Below are 20,795 nucleotides of genomic sequence, written 5' to 3' on the forward strand. Positions count from 1 at the left end.
AGACTGTGAAGGGTCGAAGAACAAGGTGGGGAGGGGACATATGCGCTTATTAATTGTGTTCTGGCTGGCGTTTTGTGCACCAGCAGCATTTGCCGATGGCGAACAATGGACGGCACTGAGCGGTGATGAGATTAGCGACACTCTGACAGGGCGGATCGTTCAATACGCATCTGCAACGCAAGACTTTCGGGTGTCTGGTCGAACGCTATACAATGCGGGCCGTGACAGTTGGGGGTATTGGGCCGTGCGCGGATCACAATACTGCAGCCTTTGGCCACCCCAAGATCTTTGGGCCTGTTATGGCCTGCAGCAACAAGGCGACAGGCTGCGCTTTATTGGCGCTGCGGGTGATGTTGCCGACGGAGTGTTGGTTGGAGTCGTCGACCAGCAGGCAACTGAGTAAAGAACTACAATGCACATTGGCAAAGAGTTGAGCGACTTCGCAGGGCACTGGCGTTTTGAACGCGAGGTGCGTCATGCGGATGGCAGCGCCATGCAGATCACAGGGACCGCTCAGTTTGACTGGCAGGGTGATTCCTTGGATTACTTGGAGCGTGGCAAAATGCAGCTACCCTCTGGTCCTCCAGTGAGCACTGAGCGGCGTTACCTTTGGCAAAAAGGCTTGCGCGTCTATTTTGAGGATGGGCGGTTTTTCCATAGCGTTCCACCTCAAGGCGGCGAGGCGGCGCATTGGTGCGCACCCGATGACTACCACGTGGTGTATGATTTTGCACAGTGGCCACAATGGCAGGCGATTTGGCAGGTGCGTGGACCTGCCAAAGACTATGTGATGACGACTAATTACACGTGGGACACGCCCTTAGGCGAGTAGCGTTGTCTTGATGTTTGATGTGCGCTCAAGGGTGCGGTGCACGGGACAGCGATCTGCAATCTCAAACAAACGCGTGCGTTGCTCTTGGGTTAGTTCAGGACCCGTAAGCGTGATAGCGCGATTAAAATTGTCGATCTTTTCTTGCGCGCCAGTTCCAGCATCCTGTGCGTGAACCTTGTCGTGGCACACATCTACGCGGACATGTTTCAGCGGCCATTCCTTGCGCCGTGCGTACATGCGGATTGTCATTGATGTACACGCGCCGAGGCTGGCAGATAGGAACCCGTAGGGCGACATGCCCATGTTAGTGCCGCCATAGGCCAAAGGTTCGTCGGCCAACAGGTGAACATTGCTGCCTGATGTGATGTCTTGCAAAAACCCGTCGGGGTCGGCCTCGGAAACGCGCACAATGCCTTCGGGCGTGCCAATAGGCGGAGCAGGGAGCGGGCGGTTGATGTAGCGCGTCGACCACGAAGCAATGACCTCTGCCACATACTCGGCATCCTCGGGCCTGGTGATCAGGTGATCAGCGTTTTCCAAAGAAATAAAGCTTTTTGGATGTTTCGCAGCTGTGAATATCTGCGCTGCGCTGTCTATGCTGACAATGTTGTCACGGGGCGCGTGCATGACCAACAGGGCTGCATTCAGGTGTTTCAAGACGCCCGTCAATACTTCGGCACCAGTGTCTTCTATAAATGACTTCCCAATAGAAAACGGTCGCCCGCCTAGTGAGACTTCTGCTGCGCCGTTGCGCTCGATCTCTGGCAAGGCATCAGCAAAGTGGTGCCTCACATGTGTTGGGTCAAAGGGCGCACCGATGGTGGCGACAGCTTTGATTCCGTCCAACATGCCTGCTGCCTTGATCACTGCTGCGCCGCCAAGGGAGTGACCAATCATCAGGCTAGGGGGCATTCCTTTTTGTGCAGCCCAAGTGGCTGCAGCGACTAGGTCGTCGACGTTGCTGGTAAAGGAGGTGTTTTCGAATTCCCCCTCTGAATGGCCCAGGCCGGTGAAATCAAAACGCAGTACCGCAATGCCCATTGCGGCAAGGCGTGCAGCTATTCGGCGCGCTGCGGGAATGTCTTTGCCGCAAGTAAAGCAGTGGGCAAATATTGCAGTTGCCACATGCGGACCAGATGGAAGGTCAAGGCGTGCAGACAGCTGCGATCCGTCGTGACCGGGAAATGTGATTTGTTGGGCGACCATGATCTGCTCCTTGGTTGAAACCTAACGTGGCGCAATGAGGCTGTAGGTTCAAGGGATTGTCACAGGGCTCACGCGGGCGTGACGGAACGTTTGCGTGCGCTGCCGTCTGGTCGTACACCTTCTGGATAAAGGAACGTCCTGAAAATATAGTAGAGCTCATACCATGTCCACTAAAAACCAAGATAATTTGCACCCCGCCACCATTGCAGCACAGGCGGGCGGGCTATTGGATACGGGCACGGGGGGCGTAGTGCCACCCATTCACCCCGCGACAACATTTGTGCGCGATGAAACCTATACTCCATCGGTTGATGGCAATGTCTATTCGCGCTCGCATGCGCCCAATGGCCGGATGGTCGAAAAGGTACTGGCCCAACTTGAGGGCGGAGCTGAATCGATGGTGTTCCCCTCGGGTATGGCTGCGGTTGCAGCGGTGTTTCGTACAGTACCATCTGGCGCAACTGTTTTGGTTCAGTCCCAAATTTACTGGGGAACAACAGCGTGGATTCGTGAGTTCTGCACCCGACGCGCAATTACCCTGATCGAAGTCGAAGCCGCTGATACGGATGCTTTTGCCGAGGCCTGCGCCGAACACAAACCGCACCTTGCATGGGTCGAGACCCCCTCAAACCCGTGGCTGCGGATTGTTGATCTGACAGCCTGCGCAGATGCGGTACATGCAGCAGGTGGCCTGTTGATTGCGGACACTACAGCCGCCACTCCTATTTTGACGCAGGCGCTGTCCTTTGGTGTAGACATTGTGATGCATTCGGCCACCAAGGCGCTCAATGGTCACTCAGATGTGCTGGCGGGCGCGCTCAGCTGTAGCGATGCGGATAGCGGGATCTGGCAGGCGATCCGCGATGATCGCAACATGGCGGGTGCTGTGTTGGGGCCGTTTGAAGCGTGGCTGCTGCTGCGCGGTATGCGCACATTGCCCCTGCGTGTTGAACGGATGTCATCCAACGCAATGAAACTGGCCGAATACCTCAGCGACCATCCCAAGGTTGAGAGCGTTCTATACCCCGGTTTGCCCTCGCATGTGGGTCACGCCCTTGCTTGCACCCAGATGAAAGGAGGCTTTGGCCCGCTTTTGTCGTTTGTGGTGAAAGGCGAAGCAGAAGCAGCGCTGGGCGCGGTTGCGCGCCTACAATTGTTCCACCGCGCCACGTCATTGGGCGGGGTCGAGAGCCTTGTTGAGCATCGCCACACAATTGAACCGCACACAGGTATCCCGGAGGGGTTGCTGCGCGTGTCTGTTGGGATTGAGAATGTCGAGGATCTGAAAGATGATCTGGGTCAAGCGCTGGGCCAATGAGGCACTGAAGATTAGGTAGATCTGTCACGCATGTATGATCCAAAGGGAAACAGCAAAGAAAAAGCCGTAGATGCCGTGCGGTTTGTCGAGGTTGAACCGCCTCGTCATTTGCGCGGGATCGTTCACCGCTTTCTCGAGCTGGAAACCGATGGTACATTAGAGGCGGACTACCGCTTTCACGCGCTACCAGATGCCTGCGCCTATATCGTCTTTGATCAATTAGATAAGCAGATAACTGGCGTTTCAAAACTGCGGGCGCAGGCCGAGGAATTCAACCTTGGGCGCAAGTTTCACTTTATCAATATCCGGTTTCTGCCGGGTGTTTGGCAGGGTGAAAGCGAACAAGTTTCTTATGGAATGTTGAACACAGCCTATGAAGGCGCGCTGCCGCTGATCGACATGAATCACACGCTGTCAAAAGGTGATTTTGCGACGGGGCAGGCGTTGCTGTGCGAATTGGTTGAGCTTTTGATTGAAAAGGAACTGGTTGCGCCAAATCCGGTCACTGACACGATTTTCCAAAACCTTGATGATATCCAATCGGTTGCGGATATGGCATCGGCTGCAAACCTGTCCGCACGCCAGCTTCAGCGTATTTTAAAGCGCACCACCGGATTTACACCACATGATTTCCTCAAGGTGCTTAGGTTGCAACAGGGGTTGAACGGAAAGGACACGTGGTCTTATGCGGATCAGTCACATTTCATTCATTCGTTTCGCAACGCAACAGGATACACCCCCGGAAAATATGCCAAAAAATACGATGTCTGAAATCTACAATACAGGTGAATACCCCCTTGGTAATTGTTTGTCATAGCGACAAAATAAGGGATTAAAACAATGACCAAGATGAACGCAGTAAGCTGGTTTGACATCTACGTAGACGATCTGGACCGCGCAGTAGCATTTTACGAAACCGTGCTGGCAACCAAACTGGAAGCGATGGGCGACCCCACCGGAGACTCCCAAATGATGAGCTTTCCCGCTGACATGGGTGCCTATGGTGCGGGGGGTGCTTTGACCAAGTCACCACATGCAGGACCGGGCGTTGGCGGGACAATTGTGTATTTCTCGGCTCAGGATTGCGCGATTGAGCAAGCACGTGTCGCCAAAGCGGGCGGGCAGGTGATCAGGCCAAAATTCTCCATCGGCGAATTTGGATGGATTTGCCTGTGCCAAGACAGTGAGGGCAACATGTTTGGCTTCAACTCAATGAAGTAAAACCCTCATAGGGTTCGAGTACCCACAGCGGGCACCTTTGATCAAGGTGCCCGCTCCATCAATGCCCCATCAAGGCCGGATCAAACGGATACTGCGTCAAGTTCTCAAATCCGTCTTCAGTGATCAGCACTTGATCCTCCAGTTTAATCGAAAAATCACCACCTTCAGGGCTAACCAACGCCTCGACACACAGGACCATTCCCGCTTCAAGCGGGTAATCGTATGCGCCCGCAACAGCGTGATCTGGATAGGCCACCAATGGCCATTCATCACAAAGACCCACACCGTGCATCAAGCAGCCGTATTTGAGAGCTTGAAACTGGCTATCTAAAACATGGGTGCCAGCAGAGAGTTCGGGGATCATCACACCCGGCTTAAGCATCTGCATGTTCTGCATAATATGCTCCACGCCGTGTTGCATCGCATAGACCATATCGGGCGGGGGCGCTTGGTCACCGATCCACCAACTGCGTGAAATATCAACACAAATACCGTAACTGCCGACCAGATCCGTATCAAAGCTGATGATCTCGTTGTTCTGCGTGATGCGGGGGCCACATTCTTGAAACCATGGATTGGTCCGTGGACCCGACGTGAGCAGCCGCGTCTCGATCCACTCGCCACCGCGGCGGATGTTTTCGGCGTGCATCACGGCCCAGATGTCATCTTCGGATGTTTGCCCAAGCGGCACATTTTTCCGCGCGAAATCCTCCATCACCCGTACCGAGGTTTCGCAAGCATGGCTGGCACAGCGCATCGCAAGGATTTCATCAGGCCCTTTGATGCTGCGCGATTTTTCGGTGACCTCTTCGCCGTCCATCACTTCAAACCCTGCACGCTCAAGTGAACGCAGGCCATGCAGCATGATCTTATCCACGGCCAGTCGTTTTTCACCACCTCCGTGTTCATCTATCAATGTACTAATTTCACCAGCCAACACGTCAGCGGCATCGCCTACTTTGTCCCCGCGATCAAAGTAAAACAAATCCGCACCCGAGCGTTGTTCACGTACCAATGGATTGAATTCGCTAAGGAAGGGTGAGTTTTTGTAATCCCACATGACCATATACCCATCGGCACACAGCAAAACGGCGCGGAAGGGATTGTGGGTGTTCCACAGCTGCATATTTGTGCTGTCGGTCGCGTAGCGGATGTTGAGCGGATCAAACATCAGTAAGCCACCATAGCCACGATCAACGATGTGTTGGGTTAGGCGTTCCCACCGGTAACGGCGCATATTCAATAGATTGGGTAAGATCAGCCCAGCGGCCTCCCATTCACGAAACGCCAGTTGTGTTGGTCCGATCTCAACGCGGTCGGCGTCATTGGGGGAGCCATCGGGCAGATATGCGCCTTTGGTCGGGTCAATCTTGCGGGTTTCGCGGTAGTGGCTGTTCATTGTTGCATCCTCTCTATCGCTCTAGCGTGACGCAAAAATGCCCCCCTGCTTGGCAATATGCGACAGGTTTGAATGTCGCTTTTGCTTGTGGGTTCGCAGCGGGGTATCAAAATCATATGAGCGAAATTTTACAAAATACTCTCCCGTCTGAAATGCAAGCAGAGACGAAGCTGCCGGGCATGGCCCCCGCGGAACCAGATGGATGGCTACGCGTGGATGAGGCGTACGGCGCGCAGATGAAGCGGCGTTTGGAGCTGTTGGCGCATCAGAGCGATGATGTGCTTTGGATGGACCCCTCAGCGCTGGAGGCCGCACAAGAAATTTTGGACGCCGTGCTTGAGATTCTTCCAAGCCTCGGGTTTTTGTCTGAACACGAGCAGGTGACGTGCCCCGACGGGCGGGTCGTTCAGATCATGCGCGATGCGCCACTGCTTACATTGGGCCAGCTAGTGCAAGAAGACATTTGTCTGCTGCGCAAGGAAGGGGAGGAACACGTGTTGGTCGGCGCAGTTCTGTGTTTTCCTGCCAGTTGGCGGTTAGCAGAAAAGACGGGTAAGCCATTGATAGGCATACATGAACCTGTTCTCGAATATGATGGCCAGCTCGCCAAACGCGTACAGCGCTTGTTTGATGGGGTGCGGGCGGGGCGGCCGCTTTGGCGGTTCAATCGCCTCTGGTATGATGACCCTGAATTGCACCAGCCCCGCTCGGCCCGTGAGCCGCGCAGGATATCGCCAGATCAACAGGCAGCACCCTATATCCGGTCGGAACGACAGTGCGTTGTGCGGATGCCAAAGACCGATATCGTGGTGTTTTCAATTCACACCTATGTGGTGCGGACATAATACGCGCCCAACAGCATGTGCCGTCGGACGCGTTGCCCCTATGCAGGGGCGATCATCATATGCGGTTGCCCGTTTGATGTCTTTTGCGGAGACCTACCATCCGCATTCACGGTGGTGTTGATTTGCTGGCGAAGCGAGGTGAACAGCTCAGATTCGACCACATCAACCGCTTCGTCAAGGCGAACTGTCAGTGACCAAAATCCCGATGAGGCCAGCCGCGCAGCTTTGATGACACCGGTAAACGGATGCCCCAGATAGCGGCCTGTAGCCCGTTGCCCGGGGTGCCAGTGGATTTCATTCGCACCAGCCTTGGCAACTAAAGTGTTCCAATCGCGCATGCCCCATTGATGGGCCACTGTCTCCAGTGCAGCCGCATGGGTCATTTCAGTGCCGTTGGTTTTCATATCCGCGCGCAGACGTTTTGCCTGTGCCTTAAGCACATCGCGGGAAGGTATTTGTGTCATGTCCATCATTCCAATTGCGTGCGTCAGAGGTGTTCGCGTTGCCTAAGGACCACGTATCGGTGTGGTTGAGGACTTCAGAGTTTTTAACAGGGCTTCACCAAATTGCGAACGGCAGGGGCCTGACCCTTGATCCCCAGATAGGGGGGGCGCCCCCACAACGCAAGACCCCCGACCGCAAAGGGCCGGGGGCTGTGACATTTTTTGGAATTTTGGTGTGTAGGTTTAACCGTCGATCTTGGCGCCCATGATCGCGATGGCCTGCTGATACACAGTCGCGGCATTCCACTGTTTGATTACTTTGAAATTTGGCTGACCTTCTTGAAAGCCTTGGCCCGGCTTCCAGCCCTTTTTGCGCAGGAAGTTGGCAGTAGAGGCCATGGCGTCGGTGTGGTTATAAAGATCAACACGGCCATCACCGTTGCCATCAACGCCGTACCGCAGCGCATTTCCCGGAAGGAACTGTGTGTGACCCAGTTCGCCGTGTTTGGCACCCTTAGTGTTGCTGGTGATCGAACCGCGGTCGACCAAGATCAGAGCGCCAATGGCGTGTGGCACAAAGAAATCAGAGCGGCGGCAATCATAGGCCAGTGTGGTGATCGCGGAGACAACTTTTGAGCTGCCCATGAACCCGCCAAATCCTGTTTCCATGCCGTGGATCGCCAAAAGTACACCAGCCGGCACGCCGTATGTTTGCTCAAGTGAGTTGTACAGGCCGGCGTTCTGACCTCTGCGTTTGCGGCCTTGGCTTACAATTGTATTAGCACCGCGCACCTGCATGAATTTATCAAGCGTGTATTTGAAGGATTTTTGGTTTCGGTCTGCCTTGATGGTTCCCGTTGCATAAGTAGCGCTTGCAAGCGCCTCAAGGCCCCGTTGCTGGACGCCAGCCTTTTTGGCCTCAGCGGCAAATGCCGTTTTCCACGCGCCAAATCCGCCAACGTTGTTTCCGCATTGGGCGGCAATCGCAGGTGCGACAAGCGTGGCAGAAAGTGCAAGTGAAACAACAATAGTTTTAATCATACGCATAACAGGAACCTTTGTGGGCAAAATTTGACCTATTTTAGCTTTGAAGGCCGAACATGCAAGCGATGCAGATAAGGCGACGCAATTGTGATCGGCAAAGTTCCGCTGCGCTGGCAGGACAACAAAAAAGGGCGCCCCGTGATGGGACGCCCTGATCTAGAAACCCGTAGGTCGAATTAGCAGCTGTAGTACATGCCGAATTCAACAGGGTGGGGAGTGTGCTCATATGTGTGCACTTCTTCCATCTTCAGCTCAACGTAGCCTTCAATCTGACCTTTGGTGAACACGTCACCGGCCAGCAGGAAGTCCATGTCTTTGCCAAGTTCGTCCAGTGCTTCGCGCAGGGAACCACAAACCGTTGGGATGCCAGCCAGCTCTTCTGCGGGCAGATCATACAGGTTTTTGTCCATGGCTTCGCCCGGATCGATTTTGTTTTTGATGCCATCAAGGCCGGCCATCAACAGTGCTGCAAAGCACAGGTAAGGGTTTGCTGCCGGATCAGGGAAGCGCGCCTCTACGCGTTTGGCTTTTGGAGATTCTGTCCACGGGATCCGTACACAGCCCGAACGGTTACGTGCAGAGTAGGCGCGCAGAACAGGTGCTTCAAAACCAGGGATCAAACGCTTGTAGCTGTTTGTGGTCGGGTTGGTGAACGCGTTGAGTGCTTTTGCGTGGGACAAGATGCCGCCGATGAAATACAGCGCTTCTTGTGAAAGATCCGCGTATTTGTCGCCTGCAAACAATGGCTTGCCATCTTTCCAGATGGACATGTTCACGTGCATACCGGAACCGTTGTCGCCGTAGATTGGCTTTGGCATGAAGGTTGCGGATTTGCCGTAGGCGTGTGCAACGTTGTGAACCACGTATTTGTACTTCTGCAGCTCGTCTGCTTGCTCGGTCAAGGAACCAAAGATCAGGCCCAATTCGTGCTGGCAGGACGCAACTTCGTGGTGGTGCTTGTCCACTTTCATACCCAAACGCTTCATCGTGGAAAGCATTTCGGCACGCAGATCGTGCGCTTCGTCAGTTGGGTTGACCGGGAAGTAGCCCCCCTTAAGGCCCGGGCGGTGGCCCATGTTGCCCATTTCGTAGTCAGTGTCGGTATTCCATGACGCGTCAGACGCATCTACTTCGTAGGACACTTTGTTGATGCTGTTGGAGAACTTGACGTTGTCAAACAGGAAGAACTCAGCTTCGGGGCCCATGTAGGCCACATCGCCGATGCCGGAAGACTTGAGGTAAGCTTCGGCTTTCTGCGCTGTGCCGCGCGGGTCGCGATCATAGGCTTCGTTTGTATCGGGCTCAACAACCGAGCAGTGGATGCAGATCGTTTTTTCAGCATAGAAGGGGTCGACGTATGCAGTAGATACATCGGGCATCAGCTTCATGTCGGAGGATTCAATTGATTTCCAGCCCGCGATGGAGGAGCCGTCAAACATGAAACCTTCTTCGAGGAAGTCTTCATCTACCAGATCGTTTACGATGGTTACGTGCTGCAATTTACCGCGTGGGTCGGTAAAGCGGATGTCGACATAGTCGATTTCTTCGTCTTTGATCCGTTTGATCAGGTCTGCATTCGCGCTCATGGCAAAGTCCTTTTAGTTTTTCGTGTTGTCACGTGTGATGTTTTACAGCGCGTCTGAACCGGTTTCTCCGGTACGGATGCGAATTGTTTGTTCGACAGGCGAAACGAAGATTTTGCCGTCGCCGATTTTCTCGGTTTTGGCTGCGTTCACGATCGCTTCGATGGCTTCGTCAACTTGATCGTCGTCCAAGACGATCTCGACTTTCACCTTTGGCAGAAAGTCGACGACGTATTCAGCGCCGCGGTAAAGCTCGGTGTGGCCCTTTTGACGGCCAAAGCCCTTTACCTCGATAACAGAGAGACCCTGAACACCGACTTCTTGAAGGGCTTCCTTCACCTCGTCGAGCTTGAATGGTTTGATGATCGCTTCGATCTTTTTCACCGCTGGGCCTCCCTAATGGCTGGTTTCGAAAGAACTCATTTCATTGAGACCGGAGGGAATCCAGACACTGCGGCACTAGGGGTACGTTTGTGGAGGAGATTGCTGGATGGGTGATTAGATATTAATCACATTGCACAAAAAAGCATCGAAAGTGAATCTCAGAAAAGTGAAGTGAATCGGCTCATTACTGGATGCTAATGCTTATGGGTGTAGTTGTGCGTCAAATTGCATGTTTTGTCGTCTATAAACGCGTCCGACACGCAAAATGCCTCGGACACATCCGAGGCATTGAGTTTAGACGGAAGTCGCCCGATTCAGGCCGCGTGCAGAACCTGCCCACGTGCGCGTGCGCCGTCAGCTGTGCTGATTTCAAGGCCGTCTGCATACAGGATATGAGGCCCGTCACAGAAAATTTGGTATAGCGTTTGTTCTTGCATACCCAGATCGCAAATGAACTCACCATCTACCAGCGTGCGGGCAGCAACCAATGCGCGGTCGGCACCGAACAGGGCCTGCGCGCGCCAGTCACGGATCAAACACATCTGATCGCCAGCTAGGATTGCGTCGCTTTCTGGACGTGTGTGACCAAGCGATCCAGCGGCCAGTGCAATCGTATGCACCATGCGCGTAGTGCGCTGGATATGCTCAATGCGGGTGATCCCGCTGTCACGTGTGATTACTTTGTCGCCGACATTAACAAATTCGACAGGCATTTCGCCTTCGAGTGTCAGCAGTGATGTACCTTGTAGCAATCCCGTATCACGAGATGCATAAGGCGCGTATTGGCCCGTTTGCGGAGTTTCTCCACCAACGCGCCTGACCGTATTCGGTTTCATGGGCGTCTCTCTTCTTGTCTAAACCTACCTCAGGTTATTCATTAGAATATGACAAAAAGAAGTTAATGTCCCGCCCTTTTTGAGAGAGTGCCCTCTTTGAGGCATAAATGTTAACTTATTTTAACCAATTGCCTGAAGCAGGACCTTCAAGTGCGATTCCTACCGGGGTTCTTTGATGTGATGGACGAGGTTTCTAGCTTCGCGGTGTCAAATTCTAGGTCGTGACGGAGTAGGAGGAGGGCAGCGTTCCTCTTAAAATGACATGGATCTAAAAAGACTTGTCAGAATGGCGCTAGATCCCATTGACTTCACTGTGGCCGCCAGTATGAAGACGGCATGCGGGTGTGGCGGAATTGGTAGACGCACCAGATTTAGGTTCTGGCGCCTATGGCGTGGGGGTTCGAGTCCCTTCACCCGCACCACTCTATCCTTTTGATATCAAAGAAAACCCTTGCAAACATGGGCCTAAGTCCGTTTCAAGGTTACAACTTTGGTTACAAAGGAGATTTGGAGCATGACCGGATAAATCAGACATCTCGTCAATCGCTCAGTGCGATATCATGCACGTCTTGTTGTGCCTAAAGACCTGCGAGAGGTTTTAGGTAAGACAGAACTTCGCGTTCCTTTGGGTGGTGATTATCGTCAGGCGCTCAAGCTTTTACCTAGTGCAGTTGCACAACTTCAAAATTAGATTGGTGATGCAGAGCGAAAGCTAGGGCAAGGCGTTAAGCCGTTGCGCTATCCTCTTGCACCTGATCAGCTTGCCCTAAGTCTCTATCAACAACGGCTTGAGTTAGACGAAAAGCTACGAAACTACCCGTCCTATGCCAGCATCAGTGTGGATGACCTGCTTGCGAAGCGTTTACGTGATGCGATTGCAGGTCTTGCTGATGATCCGGAGCTAGAAGAGCTTATCTGTTCGCAGCTTACCAACCGTATTCCTCTCGGCAATCGCCCTCGTAGCAACCGTCATATTCTGGTTATGAGTTCTGACCCTAGATTACCTTCATGACGGGCAACCCAATGACAAAGGGCGCGGTAATGAATTTGGATAGAGAAGATCGCCCGTTATAACGAAGCGGAGTGAACGCAAAAGAGCTTTGCTCATCATTCATACTCACTTGGCGGTTTTGAAATAAACGATCAAGTAACCGTAGGCTATACAAAGTACAGATACTTCAATCCTGTAAGTTTTATGTAAGTCTCACCCCTCATTAGCGCGGCAGTCTAATAGCATAATGGAGATTGAAATGCGTCTATTTGGAATGGCCCTTGGTGTTGCTGTCGCACTTGCGGCCCCTGTGAATGCCCTCTCGATACCTTCAAACGGTAAGTTAAGTTTTGATGTGGTGCGGAAGGGCAAAGATATTGGTGATCACAGCTACAGTTTTTCAGGCAAGAGCGCTGCTTTCACAGTTAAGGTGGCAACGGATATCATTGTTAAAGTACCTTTGATCCGGACAACGGCCTACAGTTTCAAACACAAAAGTGTGGAGAGCTGGAAGGGTGGTAAATTGCAACAACTCAGCTCATCCACAAATGATGACGGCGAACCACATCAGCTGAAAACCGCAAGCAAAGGCACACTGCCTGCCAGCCTGTGGAACGATGACATCGTACGTAGCGGCAAATTGATGAACACGATTGATGGCAAGATCATGAAGGTACGTGTCGCGGATCTTGGCTCAGAAACAGTAAAGACAAAGCAAGGCAATGTTTCTGCGCATCATTATCGGCTATCAGGTGGGTTGGCGCGGGACGTTTGGTATGATGGGAATGGCAACCTTGCACAAGTGATGTTCAAGGCCGATGATGGCTCAACTGTGATGTATGTCCGGAAATAGGATGATGCGCTGAATGCGGCTACTTTATATTGAAGACAACGAAAAACTGGCGCTCAATACGAGCGCCAGTTTGCGTGATGCGGGGTTTGTGGTGGATGTTGTCCATACTGCCGAGGATGCGCTGCATTCTGTGAAAAGCTTTGAATATGATGTGGTTATCCTTGATCTCGGTCTGCCGGATCAAGACGGTTTGGACATTTTACCAAAGATAAAAATGTTAAAACCACAAACGCCAATTATCATATGCACTGCCCGTGACGGATTAGATGACCGGGTCAGAGGTTTGAATACCGGGTCTGATGATTACCTTGTAAAACCATTTGATGTCTCGGAACTGATCGCACGTATAAATGCTGTTTTGCGGCGGCCAGGCGGTGCGCTTGGGATGACACTCACGTTGGGCAATGTGAAATACGAGACGGTTGATCGATCTGTGGCAATAGACGACATTGTGACGCGGTTCTCCAAGCGCGAACTTGACCTATTAGAGCTGTTTTTACGCAGGGCGGACAGGGTTGTGTCAAAAGATGTCATTGAGAATGCACTATACAGTTTTGATGAGGCCGCGACACCAAATGCCATTGAAGTATTGACCCACAGGTTGAGGAAAAAACTTATCGATAAGGGGGCCAGTATCGAAATCCATAATTTGCGTGGGATCGGATACGTCCTACAGGAAAACTCAGGGTGAACATCTCGAACTTTCTAATTGGCCCGCGCAGGTCCTTAAAACGTAACCTACTGCTCAACATTATAGCCACGTTAAGTCTTTGCGTTCTCTTGGCGGGTGGGGTGTTGATCAGTGAGTTCTACGAACATCTGGAAGATAACCTCGAAGACGCGATGGCAGCTGAAGCCATCGAGATCATTGGTCAAATCGATCTGAGTGCTGCGCAGTATGGGCTTGCTTCAGATTCATTGCGATTTCAGGGCATTGAGGGAACATATCGATACACTGTTTTTGATGAAACGGGCAGCATTGTTGCGGGCGGAGAAAGGTCTGATGCGATCTGGCAGCAGCTCTCGCAGATCAAATTAGGCGATCCGAAATTCATCAACCTTCTGGGCGATCGGCAAGGCGTCGGGCTAAGGGCTCGAATTGTTGATCAAGACGTATTTGTATTGGTGTCTACATACCCGAAAGGGAAAGACGAGACGAAATTTGATAAACTTTTGCACGAGATGGAGGAGGGGGTTTGGTGGGCTGTTCTGGGTGTTCTGATGGTGCTGGTTTCCGCGTTGTTTGCGACCCGCCGCGCGCTTTCGCCCTTGAAAAAGTTATCAGATCAAGCAGATCAGATTGGGCCAACTGCTGCAAATCGGCGGCTCACAACTGATCGGGTTCCCACCGAAATTGCCCCATTGATTGCTGATGTGAACAAGGCGTTTGACCGGTTAGAGCAAGGGTACAAAGCGCAACGGGATTTTGCGTCAAATGTGGCGCACGAAATTCGCACGCCTATTGCCGTACTTCGATCCAGTATTGATCGGATCGATGATCCCACATTGAAACAAACCTTGTCGCAAGATGCAAAACAACTGGACCGTATTTTTGGTCAACTTATCGATCTGTCCCGCGCGGATGCCGCTTTGCAGTCGGGTTTTGAGCGTGTGGATTTACGAAATCTGTCTGTTGCGGTCGCAACTGATTTAGCGCCGGTCGCCTTGCGCTCTGGTCGCAGATTGTCTGTGACCGGAGAAGCAGAAGCGCTGGTTCGTGGGAATGCAGGCCTGTTGGAAGTCGCACTGGGCAATGTCGTGCGAAATGCTATGCAATACTCTCCTGAGAACAGCGAAATTGAAATAGAGATATTGTCTAACCCAAAGGGATGGCGGGTTCTTGACCGTGGGGCTGGTGTGCCTGATGCGCTCAAGACAGCCCTGTTTGAGCGGTTCAATCGCGGCACTCAAGCGCACATGGACACTAAAGGATCGGGAATTGGCCTAGCGATTGTTAAATCCGTCGCAGATTCCCACAACGCGATTGTCACAATCCAAGACCGCGATGGCGGCGGGAGTATTTTCTCATTCACTTTCAACAACTATTAATGGCATTTTTTTGGTTACGCTGAACGTTGTAAGTCTCTTGTAAGCCAGGTCAGTGAAAACACCCTCAACACGTCATGAAAAGGCACGTTGAGGTTGGATATGAAAATTGAATTTTTAAGCGGGGACTGCCCCGGACACCAAGAAGCCCAAGATCACATCAAGGGTGTTTATCATCACGCTTACGGCGCGAAGTTAGCTGAATTTGCGCCGCTGTTGGTTGTGGCCAAACGCGATGATGGGGCAATTCTTTGTGCGGCGGGTATCCGGACAGCCAAAGATGGTTTCTTTTCTGAGACCTATCTGAAGTCCGATTTTTCATTAACCTTACAACAGGTTGCGGACATTGATGTCCCATCTTCGGAAATAATGGAAGTTGTTTCCCTCGCCTCAACGACGCCTTTCCCGGTCCTGCCAATGCTGGATAAAATGATTGAGTGGGGTCGCGACAATGCGATGACGTGCGGTGTGTTCACAGCAACCAAACCGCTGCGCCGCCTGTTGAAAAGAACGTCTTTAAGTTATGTGGAATTGGCGTCAGCGGACATATCTCAGGTGCCAAATCCCAACGCTTGGGGATCGTATTACGACACCGACCCAAAGGTGTGCGCCTTTAGTGAGGTTCTGTCTCAACCTGTCCTTTTGTCTCCACGCGCTTGTGCCGCAAAAATTGCAGGGGAGGTGTCCTGATGAAACAGGTCTTTGAAGCCCTCAAGCACCACTCAGAAACCCGTCCAGACGACATCGCGTTTGAGGATGATACACATCGGATCAGTTGGCGCGCGCTGGCCATGCGCGTTGAACGCCTTGCCTGCGCGTTGGACGCAGTTGATGGCACCATTGGTATCGGTCTTGCTGGTGGCATTGATTATGTCGTGGCTGATTTGGCTTTGACGCTCAGCGGGAAGCGACAAGTACCATTGCCGTTCTTTTTTAGCACACCGCAGAACGCGCATATTTTGATGGATGCCAAAGTAGGTGCTGTCATCACAAGCAATCCAGATTTGTTTTCTGCGCTACCACACCTAAAACTTATCAATCCCTTGGCCCTGCCAAATGAAGCTTGCGTGCTTCGCCCCTATACTGGTGGTGCGGAGCGGATCATTTACACGTCAGGATCTTCGGGTAACCCCAAAGGTGTGGTTCTTGGTGATCGCCAATTAGAAGCCTCCATCAGCGCCCTTAGCCGCGTCATCGCTGCGGATGCATCAGATACGCATCTATCTATTCTTCCGCTTGCGCAGCTTTTGGAACAGATTTGTGGGATATTCCTGCCTATCGTGGCAGGCGCGAAGACGGTTTTCCGGTTTGAGGCCACCAAATCATTGTTCGGTGCCCCGATTGAGCCACTGGTCGAAGCATTCGAAACGATACGCCCAACAACAAGCCTACTGGCACCCGCCATTCTAGGCCGCTGGGTCACGGCACTTGGGGCCGACAAAGCGCCGGCTGGTCTTCGTTTTGTCGCTGTTGGTGGGGCGTCTAGTTCACCGTCTTTAATCAATGCAGCACGGGATATCGGTATCCCTGTTCATGAGGGATATGGGCTGTCCGAATGTTGCGCCGTTGTCGCAATGAACCGCCCCGGCGACAATCACCCCGGTACAGTAGGTCCCGTATTGGATGGCTTGAATGTGTCTCTTGAGAACGGCGAGATCGTCGTTTCAGGCCCGACTGTCATGCAAGGGTACTTGAATGGCGATCCAGCACCCGATGTTTGGCACACAGGGGACTTGGGCCATTTTGACGGCGACAGACTGATCGTTGAGGGCCGCAAAGACGCGTTGCTGATTACCGGCGCTGGGCGCAATATTTCACCGGAATGGGTTGAGCAGCGAGTAAATGCTGATCCGCGCATTATCAGTTCGGCCTTGGGTCTTCGGCAATCTGATGGCGCGCTGGTCTTGATCGTGGTGGCAATGGCCCCCGTGTCGCCCAGAGAGGTTGAGAATTACCTTGCGGACTTGCCGATATACGCCCAGCCAACCGCGTTGATCATCACCGACCCATCCGAGGCAGGCCTTTTGTTCCCCGTCGGAACACCCAACCGAACAGTGGCCGCATCCTTGATCAATGCGCGTACAGCGCAGCCTCTAAACATCACAGCAGAAAGCATCGCATCATGATTAACACTAAAAAGGTTCTCATAACCGGGGCAGGGACCGGCATCGGTAGAGCATTGTCCATTGAAGCTGCGCAAAAAGGGTATGATCTGATCCTCGTTGGTCGCACGTCCAGCACGTTGGAGGAAACGCGCTCTAAGTATCACACCCCAAATGCCCGGTGCATCGTTGCAGATGTAACAAGCGCTGAGGGGCGGGCACTGATCGTTGACGCAGTTGACGGATCACTGGATATTCTCATCAACAATGCGGGTGTATTGAGCGTTGGGCATCTCGCAGATATGGCTGATGCCGATCTAGAGCGGATGACTACCACCAACCTTGTCGCTCCAATGGCATTGACCCGCGATCTGTTGCCTGCGTTGCGCACGTCAAAGGGTCGTATTGTTAACATTGGGTCGGTATTCGGCGATATCGCCTATCCATTTTTTGCAGGTTATTCCGCTACTAAATTTGGCCTGCGCGGTTTCTCAGATGCCATGCGCCGAGAACTTTCAGGCGGCGATATTGGCGTGACCTACATCGCGCCCCGCGCAACGCGCACTGCGACCGAAAGCGCCTTTAGCGCCTTGATTGAGCCTTTGGAGATGACGCTCGACACTGCCGAAATTGTCGCGGTGCAAGCTTGGGATGCGATCCTAAAGGGCAAACGCGAAAGCTTTCCCAAAGGCAAAGAGCGGTTGTTTGTCAAAGTACAGCGCCTGTTTCCCACACTCATCGACAAATCAGTGGGTGCGCAAGCGCGCGATCCAAAAACCCTGGCCGCCCTTAACGCCTCACTCCAATCTTAATTCAAAAACATCAAAACCTATAGGACACATGATATGAGCTATAATGTAATTCGCGCCTCCGACGCTGGTGATGCTTCTGTTACCCCAGCTGTACTTTCCAACATCAAGGACCACCTGAAATCCGACGGTTGGGCACTGCTACGTGGCTTTGATATGGATATGCCATCGTTCAGCGCCATCACATCGCAGCTATGCAAAACAATCACTTTTGATCCAGCCCGTGAGAATACGGATAAGAGCACGCAAAAAGTGGATGCGGGCCTTGGCCCAATTGGCCTTCATATCGAGAACGGCAATACGCCTGTTTGCCCCGACATCGTGGCATTCTACAGCACAAAGGCGGCTTTTGAGGGGTCTCAAACCACAATTTGTGATGGGCGCCGTGTTTTTGAGGCTCTCTCGGATGCCCAAAAGGCGCGTTGGTCGCAGCGTATGATGGTCACAAGGACACTGCCCGAGGCCCTGTGGAAACGGTACCTTGCAAATGAGCACCCAGCGATAAGCGAACCCGAAGAGGTGACCCAAGAGCATATCATGCAATTCAAAGCGTCAATTCCAGATCAGGATTTCACGTTGAACGATGATGGTTCCCTTGAGTACCGCATTAAGGTATCGCCTGTGCGCCCATCGTCTTTGTCAAATGGGCAGGCTTTTGCAAACGCAATTCTGGGCCCATCCCATAACTACGAACCTCCGGTTTATACCTTGGATGACGGCGTAATTGTAACGTCTGAGGAAATCGAAGAACTGAGGGGTATTGCCGAGACTTGCACCGTTGAGATCAACTGGCAGGATGGTGATGTTGCAGTGATCGATAACACGCGCGTCATGCATGGCCGCCGCGCGATTAAGGATCAAGACCGGCAATTGTTCATTGGAATGGGTCGCCTTTGAAACGACCGTTTCTGCGCAAAGGCACTCCGTTAGCTTTACGTCTTATTGATTTGAATTAGACAATAAAATTGCTTTGGAAGTCTGATGTTTGGTACTTTGAGAGGAGGGAGGTGTGCTTAGTTTATTGGGCACCTCCCTTGTTCTAGTTGCCTTGCCTTGTTTCGTTGTCAGAGACAATTGGCAGCAACATAGACTACGACTGAAGCCGAGCCGTAAGGATTTTGAAACTAGCTGCACCAAACCCAATGGCAAACGCGCCTTCGAACCAGCGGCGTAAACGAAGGTAAAGGCGGGTCATGGCCTTTGAGGAGAACAAGAGAGCATACCCATGGAAGATTAAAAAGCTCTGGATGCCAACAGCAGAGATGACAATGACAAGATCTTGAAACGATGATCCGGCAGGAACCCCCAGAGAGTATAGTGACCCAAAAAACAAAATGGCCTTTGGGTTAGTGACATGCAGCAGGAGCCCCTTTGTAAATAGGGTCCGCTTGTTTCCAGTCATCGACTTAACGTTGATTTCCTTAGAGGAAATAGCCGAACGCGCAGATTTGTAGGCGAGGTACATCAAATAGGCGGCACCAAAGTAACGTATAACTTCGAATATCCATGCGTTTGCAAGCATGATCGCGCCTAAACCAAGTGCTGCTGAAACCGACCATATCAGCGATCCAGTTGTTATCCCCAAAGCTAACGATAATCCTGACGCTCTGTCTGAAGCCATTGACGTTCCAGCAATAGCGAGTGTTGCAGGACCTGGGCTAGCGCTTGCTACCAGAGCCGCGATGAGGATTAGCGGTAGATTTATCTCTAATAACATCCCGTTGAGGCCTTTCATTTGGTCAAAATGAACATTTAATGTTTGAGGGCGGATGTCAATTTGAGCTTATAGTCGGCATTGACCACTGTGCGTGCGTCGGTAGGGACGTCCAGAAAAGAGAACTATCAGAAGGTTGAGCATTACTTAGATGTTTTGCGTTTTGTGCAACGTGGCCTACGCGATAGAATTTATGACATTGTTGTACACACCAGGTTGAGTTGTTTTGGTGGGCAAAAGGATAGCTTCTTATCGACACCTGCACAGGGGCGACGTTCCTTGATGATCTTCCTTAGTCACAGGGAATATAGGGGCCGTGAAGGACCATTTGTAATACGATGATGCCTCGTGCCGAAAACTACCCCTTGGTATGGTCACCAGCGTGCCCCGTAACCCATGGCTATACCAAATGAATGCCCCGCGTCATCGCATCGACAAGGGCTGCGACCTCGGACTTAAGCGATGACACTGGGACGCCAACAAATCGCCCGTGAATAGCGAGCTGCACAACACCGTGCACCGATGCAAACAACGTTTGAGCGCGGAGCGTAAGTGCTTCTGGTGGTAAATCCGGTCGAAGTTGGCCAAGGGGGGCGATGATCTCTGCGATTAAAACGGGGTATTCGGCTTTGTGCCAGTCAGGCACTTCTGCACCTATTGCCATCTTATGGTTGAAGATGGCGGACCAAAGAGAGGTGTTGTCCAAGGCAAAATCAACATAAGCCCCGGCCAGGGCCTGCATTGCTTGCGTTGGGGGCGCGTCTTGGGCAACAGACATGCGAAGGTTTTCGCCAAGAGACGCCAAGGTCCGAGAGTTGACCAGCATAACAAGTTGGTCAAGGTCTTCGACAGCATTATAAAGTGCTCCCAAGGCACATCCGGCCTTTGTCGTTACATCCCGCGCCTTCAACCCACGCAGCCCGCCTTCGGCGATTGCCAGTTCGGCGGCGTCGACCAGGCGTTTGCGTAGGTCTTCACGCTTCTTTTCCGTTTTGGTTGCCATCTGGTTCTCCAAAAGAGTGCAGGGCCCTGTGATTCTACGTCAGGCAGTCTCACTGTGGCAGGGTTAATGAACTTGAACGTCGTTCATTTAGCAAAAATACCCGCTGTGTCAAATGATTGTTTCCACTCATGTGTCTGCAAGCACCATACATTACGGCGTGCTATTG

General features: G+C 52.3%; 24 protein-coding genes and 1 tRNA gene. 16 read left to right on the forward strand and 9 right to left on the reverse strand.

Annotated features, from left to right (window positions below; all coding sequences use genetic code 11):
- The first annotated feature begins 40 nt into the window (after positions 1 to 40).
- Both V7775_RS08705 and V7775_RS08710 read left to right on the forward strand, forming a co-directional pair.
- Positions 41 to 403, forward strand: a complete 363-nt coding sequence (locus V7775_RS08705) for a hypothetical protein (RefSeq protein ID WP_335751496.1) — start codon at positions 41 to 43, stop codon at positions 401 to 403.
- 9 nt (positions 404 to 412) lie between these two features.
- On the forward strand, positions 413 to 832 hold the full coding sequence (locus V7775_RS08710; protein WP_335751497.1) for a DUF6314 family protein: 420 nt from the start codon (positions 413 to 415) through the stop codon (positions 830 to 832).
- On the opposite strand, the gene V7775_RS08715 is transcribed toward V7775_RS08710, so the two are convergent.
- Positions 821 to 2,038 carry a bifunctional alpha/beta hydrolase/OsmC family protein gene (locus tag V7775_RS08715; protein WP_335751498.1) on the reverse strand — a complete coding sequence of 406 codons (1,218 nt, stop codon included), beginning with the start codon at positions 2,036 to 2,038 and terminating at the stop codon, positions 821 to 823. The two genes, V7775_RS08710 and V7775_RS08715, sit on opposite strands and share 12 nt — an antisense overlap.
- A gap of 163 nt (positions 2,039 to 2,201) precedes the next feature.
- On the opposite strand from V7775_RS08715, the gene V7775_RS08720 reads away from it, so the two are divergent.
- The 3 genes from V7775_RS08720 (at position 2,202) to V7775_RS08730 (ending at position 4,577) form a co-directional block, all read left to right on the forward strand.
- On the forward strand, positions 2,202 to 3,356 hold the full coding sequence (locus V7775_RS08720) for a trans-sulfuration enzyme family protein (RefSeq protein WP_335751499.1): 1,155 nt from the start codon (positions 2,202 to 2,204) through the stop codon (positions 3,354 to 3,356).
- Positions 3,357 to 3,386: 30 nt separating this feature from the next.
- The gene (locus V7775_RS08725) at positions 3,387 to 4,127 is read left to right on the forward strand and encodes a helix-turn-helix domain-containing protein (RefSeq protein ID WP_335751500.1); all 741 of its coding nucleotides are present in this window, start codon (positions 3,387 to 3,389) and stop codon (positions 4,125 to 4,127) included.
- 69 nt (positions 4,128 to 4,196) lie between these two features.
- The gene (locus V7775_RS08730) at positions 4,197 to 4,577 is read left to right on the forward strand and encodes a VOC family protein (RefSeq protein ID WP_335751501.1); all 381 of its coding nucleotides are present in this window, start codon (positions 4,197 to 4,199) and stop codon (positions 4,575 to 4,577) included.
- A 58-nt stretch (positions 4,578 to 4,635) separates the two neighbouring features.
- Here the strand turns inward: V7775_RS08730 and dddP are convergent, their stop codons facing one another.
- Positions 4,636 to 5,976 (reverse strand): dimethylsulfonioproprionate lyase DddP, encoded by a 1,341-nt coding sequence (gene dddP, locus V7775_RS08735; protein ID WP_335751502.1) that lies wholly within the window; start codon positions 5,974 to 5,976, stop codon positions 4,636 to 4,638.
- A gap of 116 nt (positions 5,977 to 6,092) precedes the next feature.
- Here dddP and V7775_RS08740 point away from each other — a divergent pair, with 116 nt between their 5' ends.
- The gene (locus V7775_RS08740) at positions 6,093 to 6,821 is read left to right on the forward strand and encodes a heme-dependent oxidative N-demethylase family protein (RefSeq protein ID WP_335751503.1); all 729 of its coding nucleotides are present in this window, start codon (positions 6,093 to 6,095) and stop codon (positions 6,819 to 6,821) included.
- A 38-nt stretch (positions 6,822 to 6,859) separates the two neighbouring features.
- On the opposite strand, the gene V7775_RS08745 is transcribed toward V7775_RS08740, so the two are convergent.
- From V7775_RS08745 to V7775_RS08765, 5 genes are all read right to left on the reverse strand, one after another.
- On the reverse strand, positions 6,860 to 7,285 hold the full coding sequence (locus V7775_RS08745; RefSeq protein WP_335751504.1) for a glyoxalase superfamily protein: 426 nt from the start codon (positions 7,283 to 7,285) through the stop codon (positions 6,860 to 6,862).
- Positions 7,286 to 7,507: 222 nt separating this feature from the next.
- Complete coding sequence (locus V7775_RS08750; protein ID WP_443070106.1) at positions 7,508 to 8,305, reverse strand: lytic murein transglycosylase; 798 nt, start codon at positions 8,303 to 8,305, stop codon at positions 7,508 to 7,510.
- Between the two features lie 179 nt (positions 8,306 to 8,484).
- Entirely contained in the window at positions 8,485 to 9,894 is a 1,410-nt protein-coding gene (gene glnA / locus V7775_RS08755; RefSeq protein ID WP_335751506.1) for a type I glutamate--ammonia ligase, read from the reverse strand.
- A 42-nt stretch (positions 9,895 to 9,936) separates the two neighbouring features.
- Complete coding sequence (locus tag V7775_RS08760) at positions 9,937 to 10,275, reverse strand: P-II family nitrogen regulator (protein ID WP_335751507.1); 339 nt, start codon at positions 10,273 to 10,275, stop codon at positions 9,937 to 9,939.
- 314 nt (positions 10,276 to 10,589) lie between these two features.
- Positions 10,590 to 11,111 (reverse strand): Hint domain-containing protein, encoded by a 522-nt coding sequence (locus V7775_RS08765; RefSeq protein WP_335751508.1) that lies wholly within the window; start codon positions 11,109 to 11,111, stop codon positions 10,590 to 10,592.
- A gap of 338 nt (positions 11,112 to 11,449) precedes the next feature.
- Between V7775_RS08765 and V7775_RS08770 the strand changes: the two genes are divergently transcribed.
- The 10 genes from V7775_RS08770 (at position 11,450) to V7775_RS08815 (ending at position 18,809) form a co-directional block, all read left to right on the forward strand.
- A tRNA-Leu gene (locus tag V7775_RS08770) sits at positions 11,450 to 11,533 on the forward strand.
- Between the two features lie 104 nt (positions 11,534 to 11,637).
- Positions 11,638 to 11,802, forward strand: coding sequence for a DUF6538 domain-containing protein (locus V7775_RS08775; protein WP_335751759.1), 165 nt, complete (start codon positions 11,638 to 11,640; stop codon positions 11,800 to 11,802).
- A gap of 42 nt (positions 11,803 to 11,844) precedes the next feature.
- Positions 11,845 to 12,123: a hypothetical protein gene (locus V7775_RS08780; RefSeq protein WP_335751509.1), complete on the forward strand. Its 279-nt coding sequence runs from the start codon at positions 11,845 to 11,847 to the stop codon at positions 12,121 to 12,123.
- A gap of 238 nt (positions 12,124 to 12,361) precedes the next feature.
- A complete protein-coding gene (locus V7775_RS08785) occupies positions 12,362 to 12,955 on the forward strand; it encodes a DUF6134 family protein (protein WP_335751510.1) in 594 nt (197 codons plus the stop codon).
- Positions 12,956 to 12,968: 13 nt separating this feature from the next.
- On the forward strand, positions 12,969 to 13,646 hold the full coding sequence (locus V7775_RS08790; protein ID WP_335751511.1) for a response regulator transcription factor: 678 nt from the start codon (positions 12,969 to 12,971) through the stop codon (positions 13,644 to 13,646).
- The gene (locus V7775_RS08795; protein WP_335751512.1) at positions 13,643 to 15,004 is read left to right on the forward strand and encodes a HAMP domain-containing sensor histidine kinase; all 1,362 of its coding nucleotides are present in this window, start codon (positions 13,643 to 13,645) and stop codon (positions 15,002 to 15,004) included. The genes V7775_RS08790 and V7775_RS08795 overlap by 4 nt, the downstream gene beginning before the upstream one ends.
- 99 nt (positions 15,005 to 15,103) lie before the next feature.
- Positions 15,104 to 15,691, forward strand: coding sequence for a thermostable hemolysin (locus V7775_RS08800; RefSeq protein WP_335751513.1), 588 nt, complete (start codon positions 15,104 to 15,106; stop codon positions 15,689 to 15,691).
- The gene (locus V7775_RS08805; RefSeq protein WP_335751514.1) at positions 15,691 to 17,127 is read left to right on the forward strand and encodes an AMP-binding protein; all 1,437 of its coding nucleotides are present in this window, start codon (positions 15,691 to 15,693) and stop codon (positions 17,125 to 17,127) included. The genes V7775_RS08800 and V7775_RS08805 overlap by 1 nt, the downstream gene beginning before the upstream one ends.
- Positions 17,124 to 17,915, forward strand: coding sequence for an SDR family NAD(P)-dependent oxidoreductase (locus V7775_RS08810; RefSeq protein WP_335751515.1), 792 nt, complete (start codon positions 17,124 to 17,126; stop codon positions 17,913 to 17,915). Before V7775_RS08805 ends, V7775_RS08810 begins: the two co-directional genes overlap by 4 nt.
- Positions 17,916 to 17,948: 33 nt before the next feature.
- The gene (locus V7775_RS08815; RefSeq protein WP_335751516.1) at positions 17,949 to 18,809 is read left to right on the forward strand and encodes a TauD/TfdA family dioxygenase; all 861 of its coding nucleotides are present in this window, start codon (positions 17,949 to 17,951) and stop codon (positions 18,807 to 18,809) included.
- A gap of 193 nt (positions 18,810 to 19,002) precedes the next feature.
- Here V7775_RS08815 and V7775_RS08820 read toward each other — a convergent pair whose 3' ends face one another.
- Together V7775_RS08820 and V7775_RS08825 are read right to left on the reverse strand one after the other, a co-directional pair.
- Complete coding sequence (locus V7775_RS08820) at positions 19,003 to 19,629, reverse strand: LysE family translocator (protein ID WP_335751517.1); 627 nt, start codon at positions 19,627 to 19,629, stop codon at positions 19,003 to 19,005.
- Between the two features lie 397 nt (positions 19,630 to 20,026).
- Positions 20,027 to 20,629, reverse strand: coding sequence for a TetR/AcrR family transcriptional regulator (locus V7775_RS08825; RefSeq protein WP_335751518.1), 603 nt, complete (start codon positions 20,627 to 20,629; stop codon positions 20,027 to 20,029).
- Between the last annotated feature and the right edge of the window lie 166 nt (positions 20,630 to 20,795).

The sequence above is a fragment of the Sulfitobacter sp. genome (genome assembly GCF_036960155.1).
Taxonomy (GTDB): Bacteria; Pseudomonadota; Alphaproteobacteria; order Rhodobacterales; family Rhodobacteraceae; genus Sulfitobacter.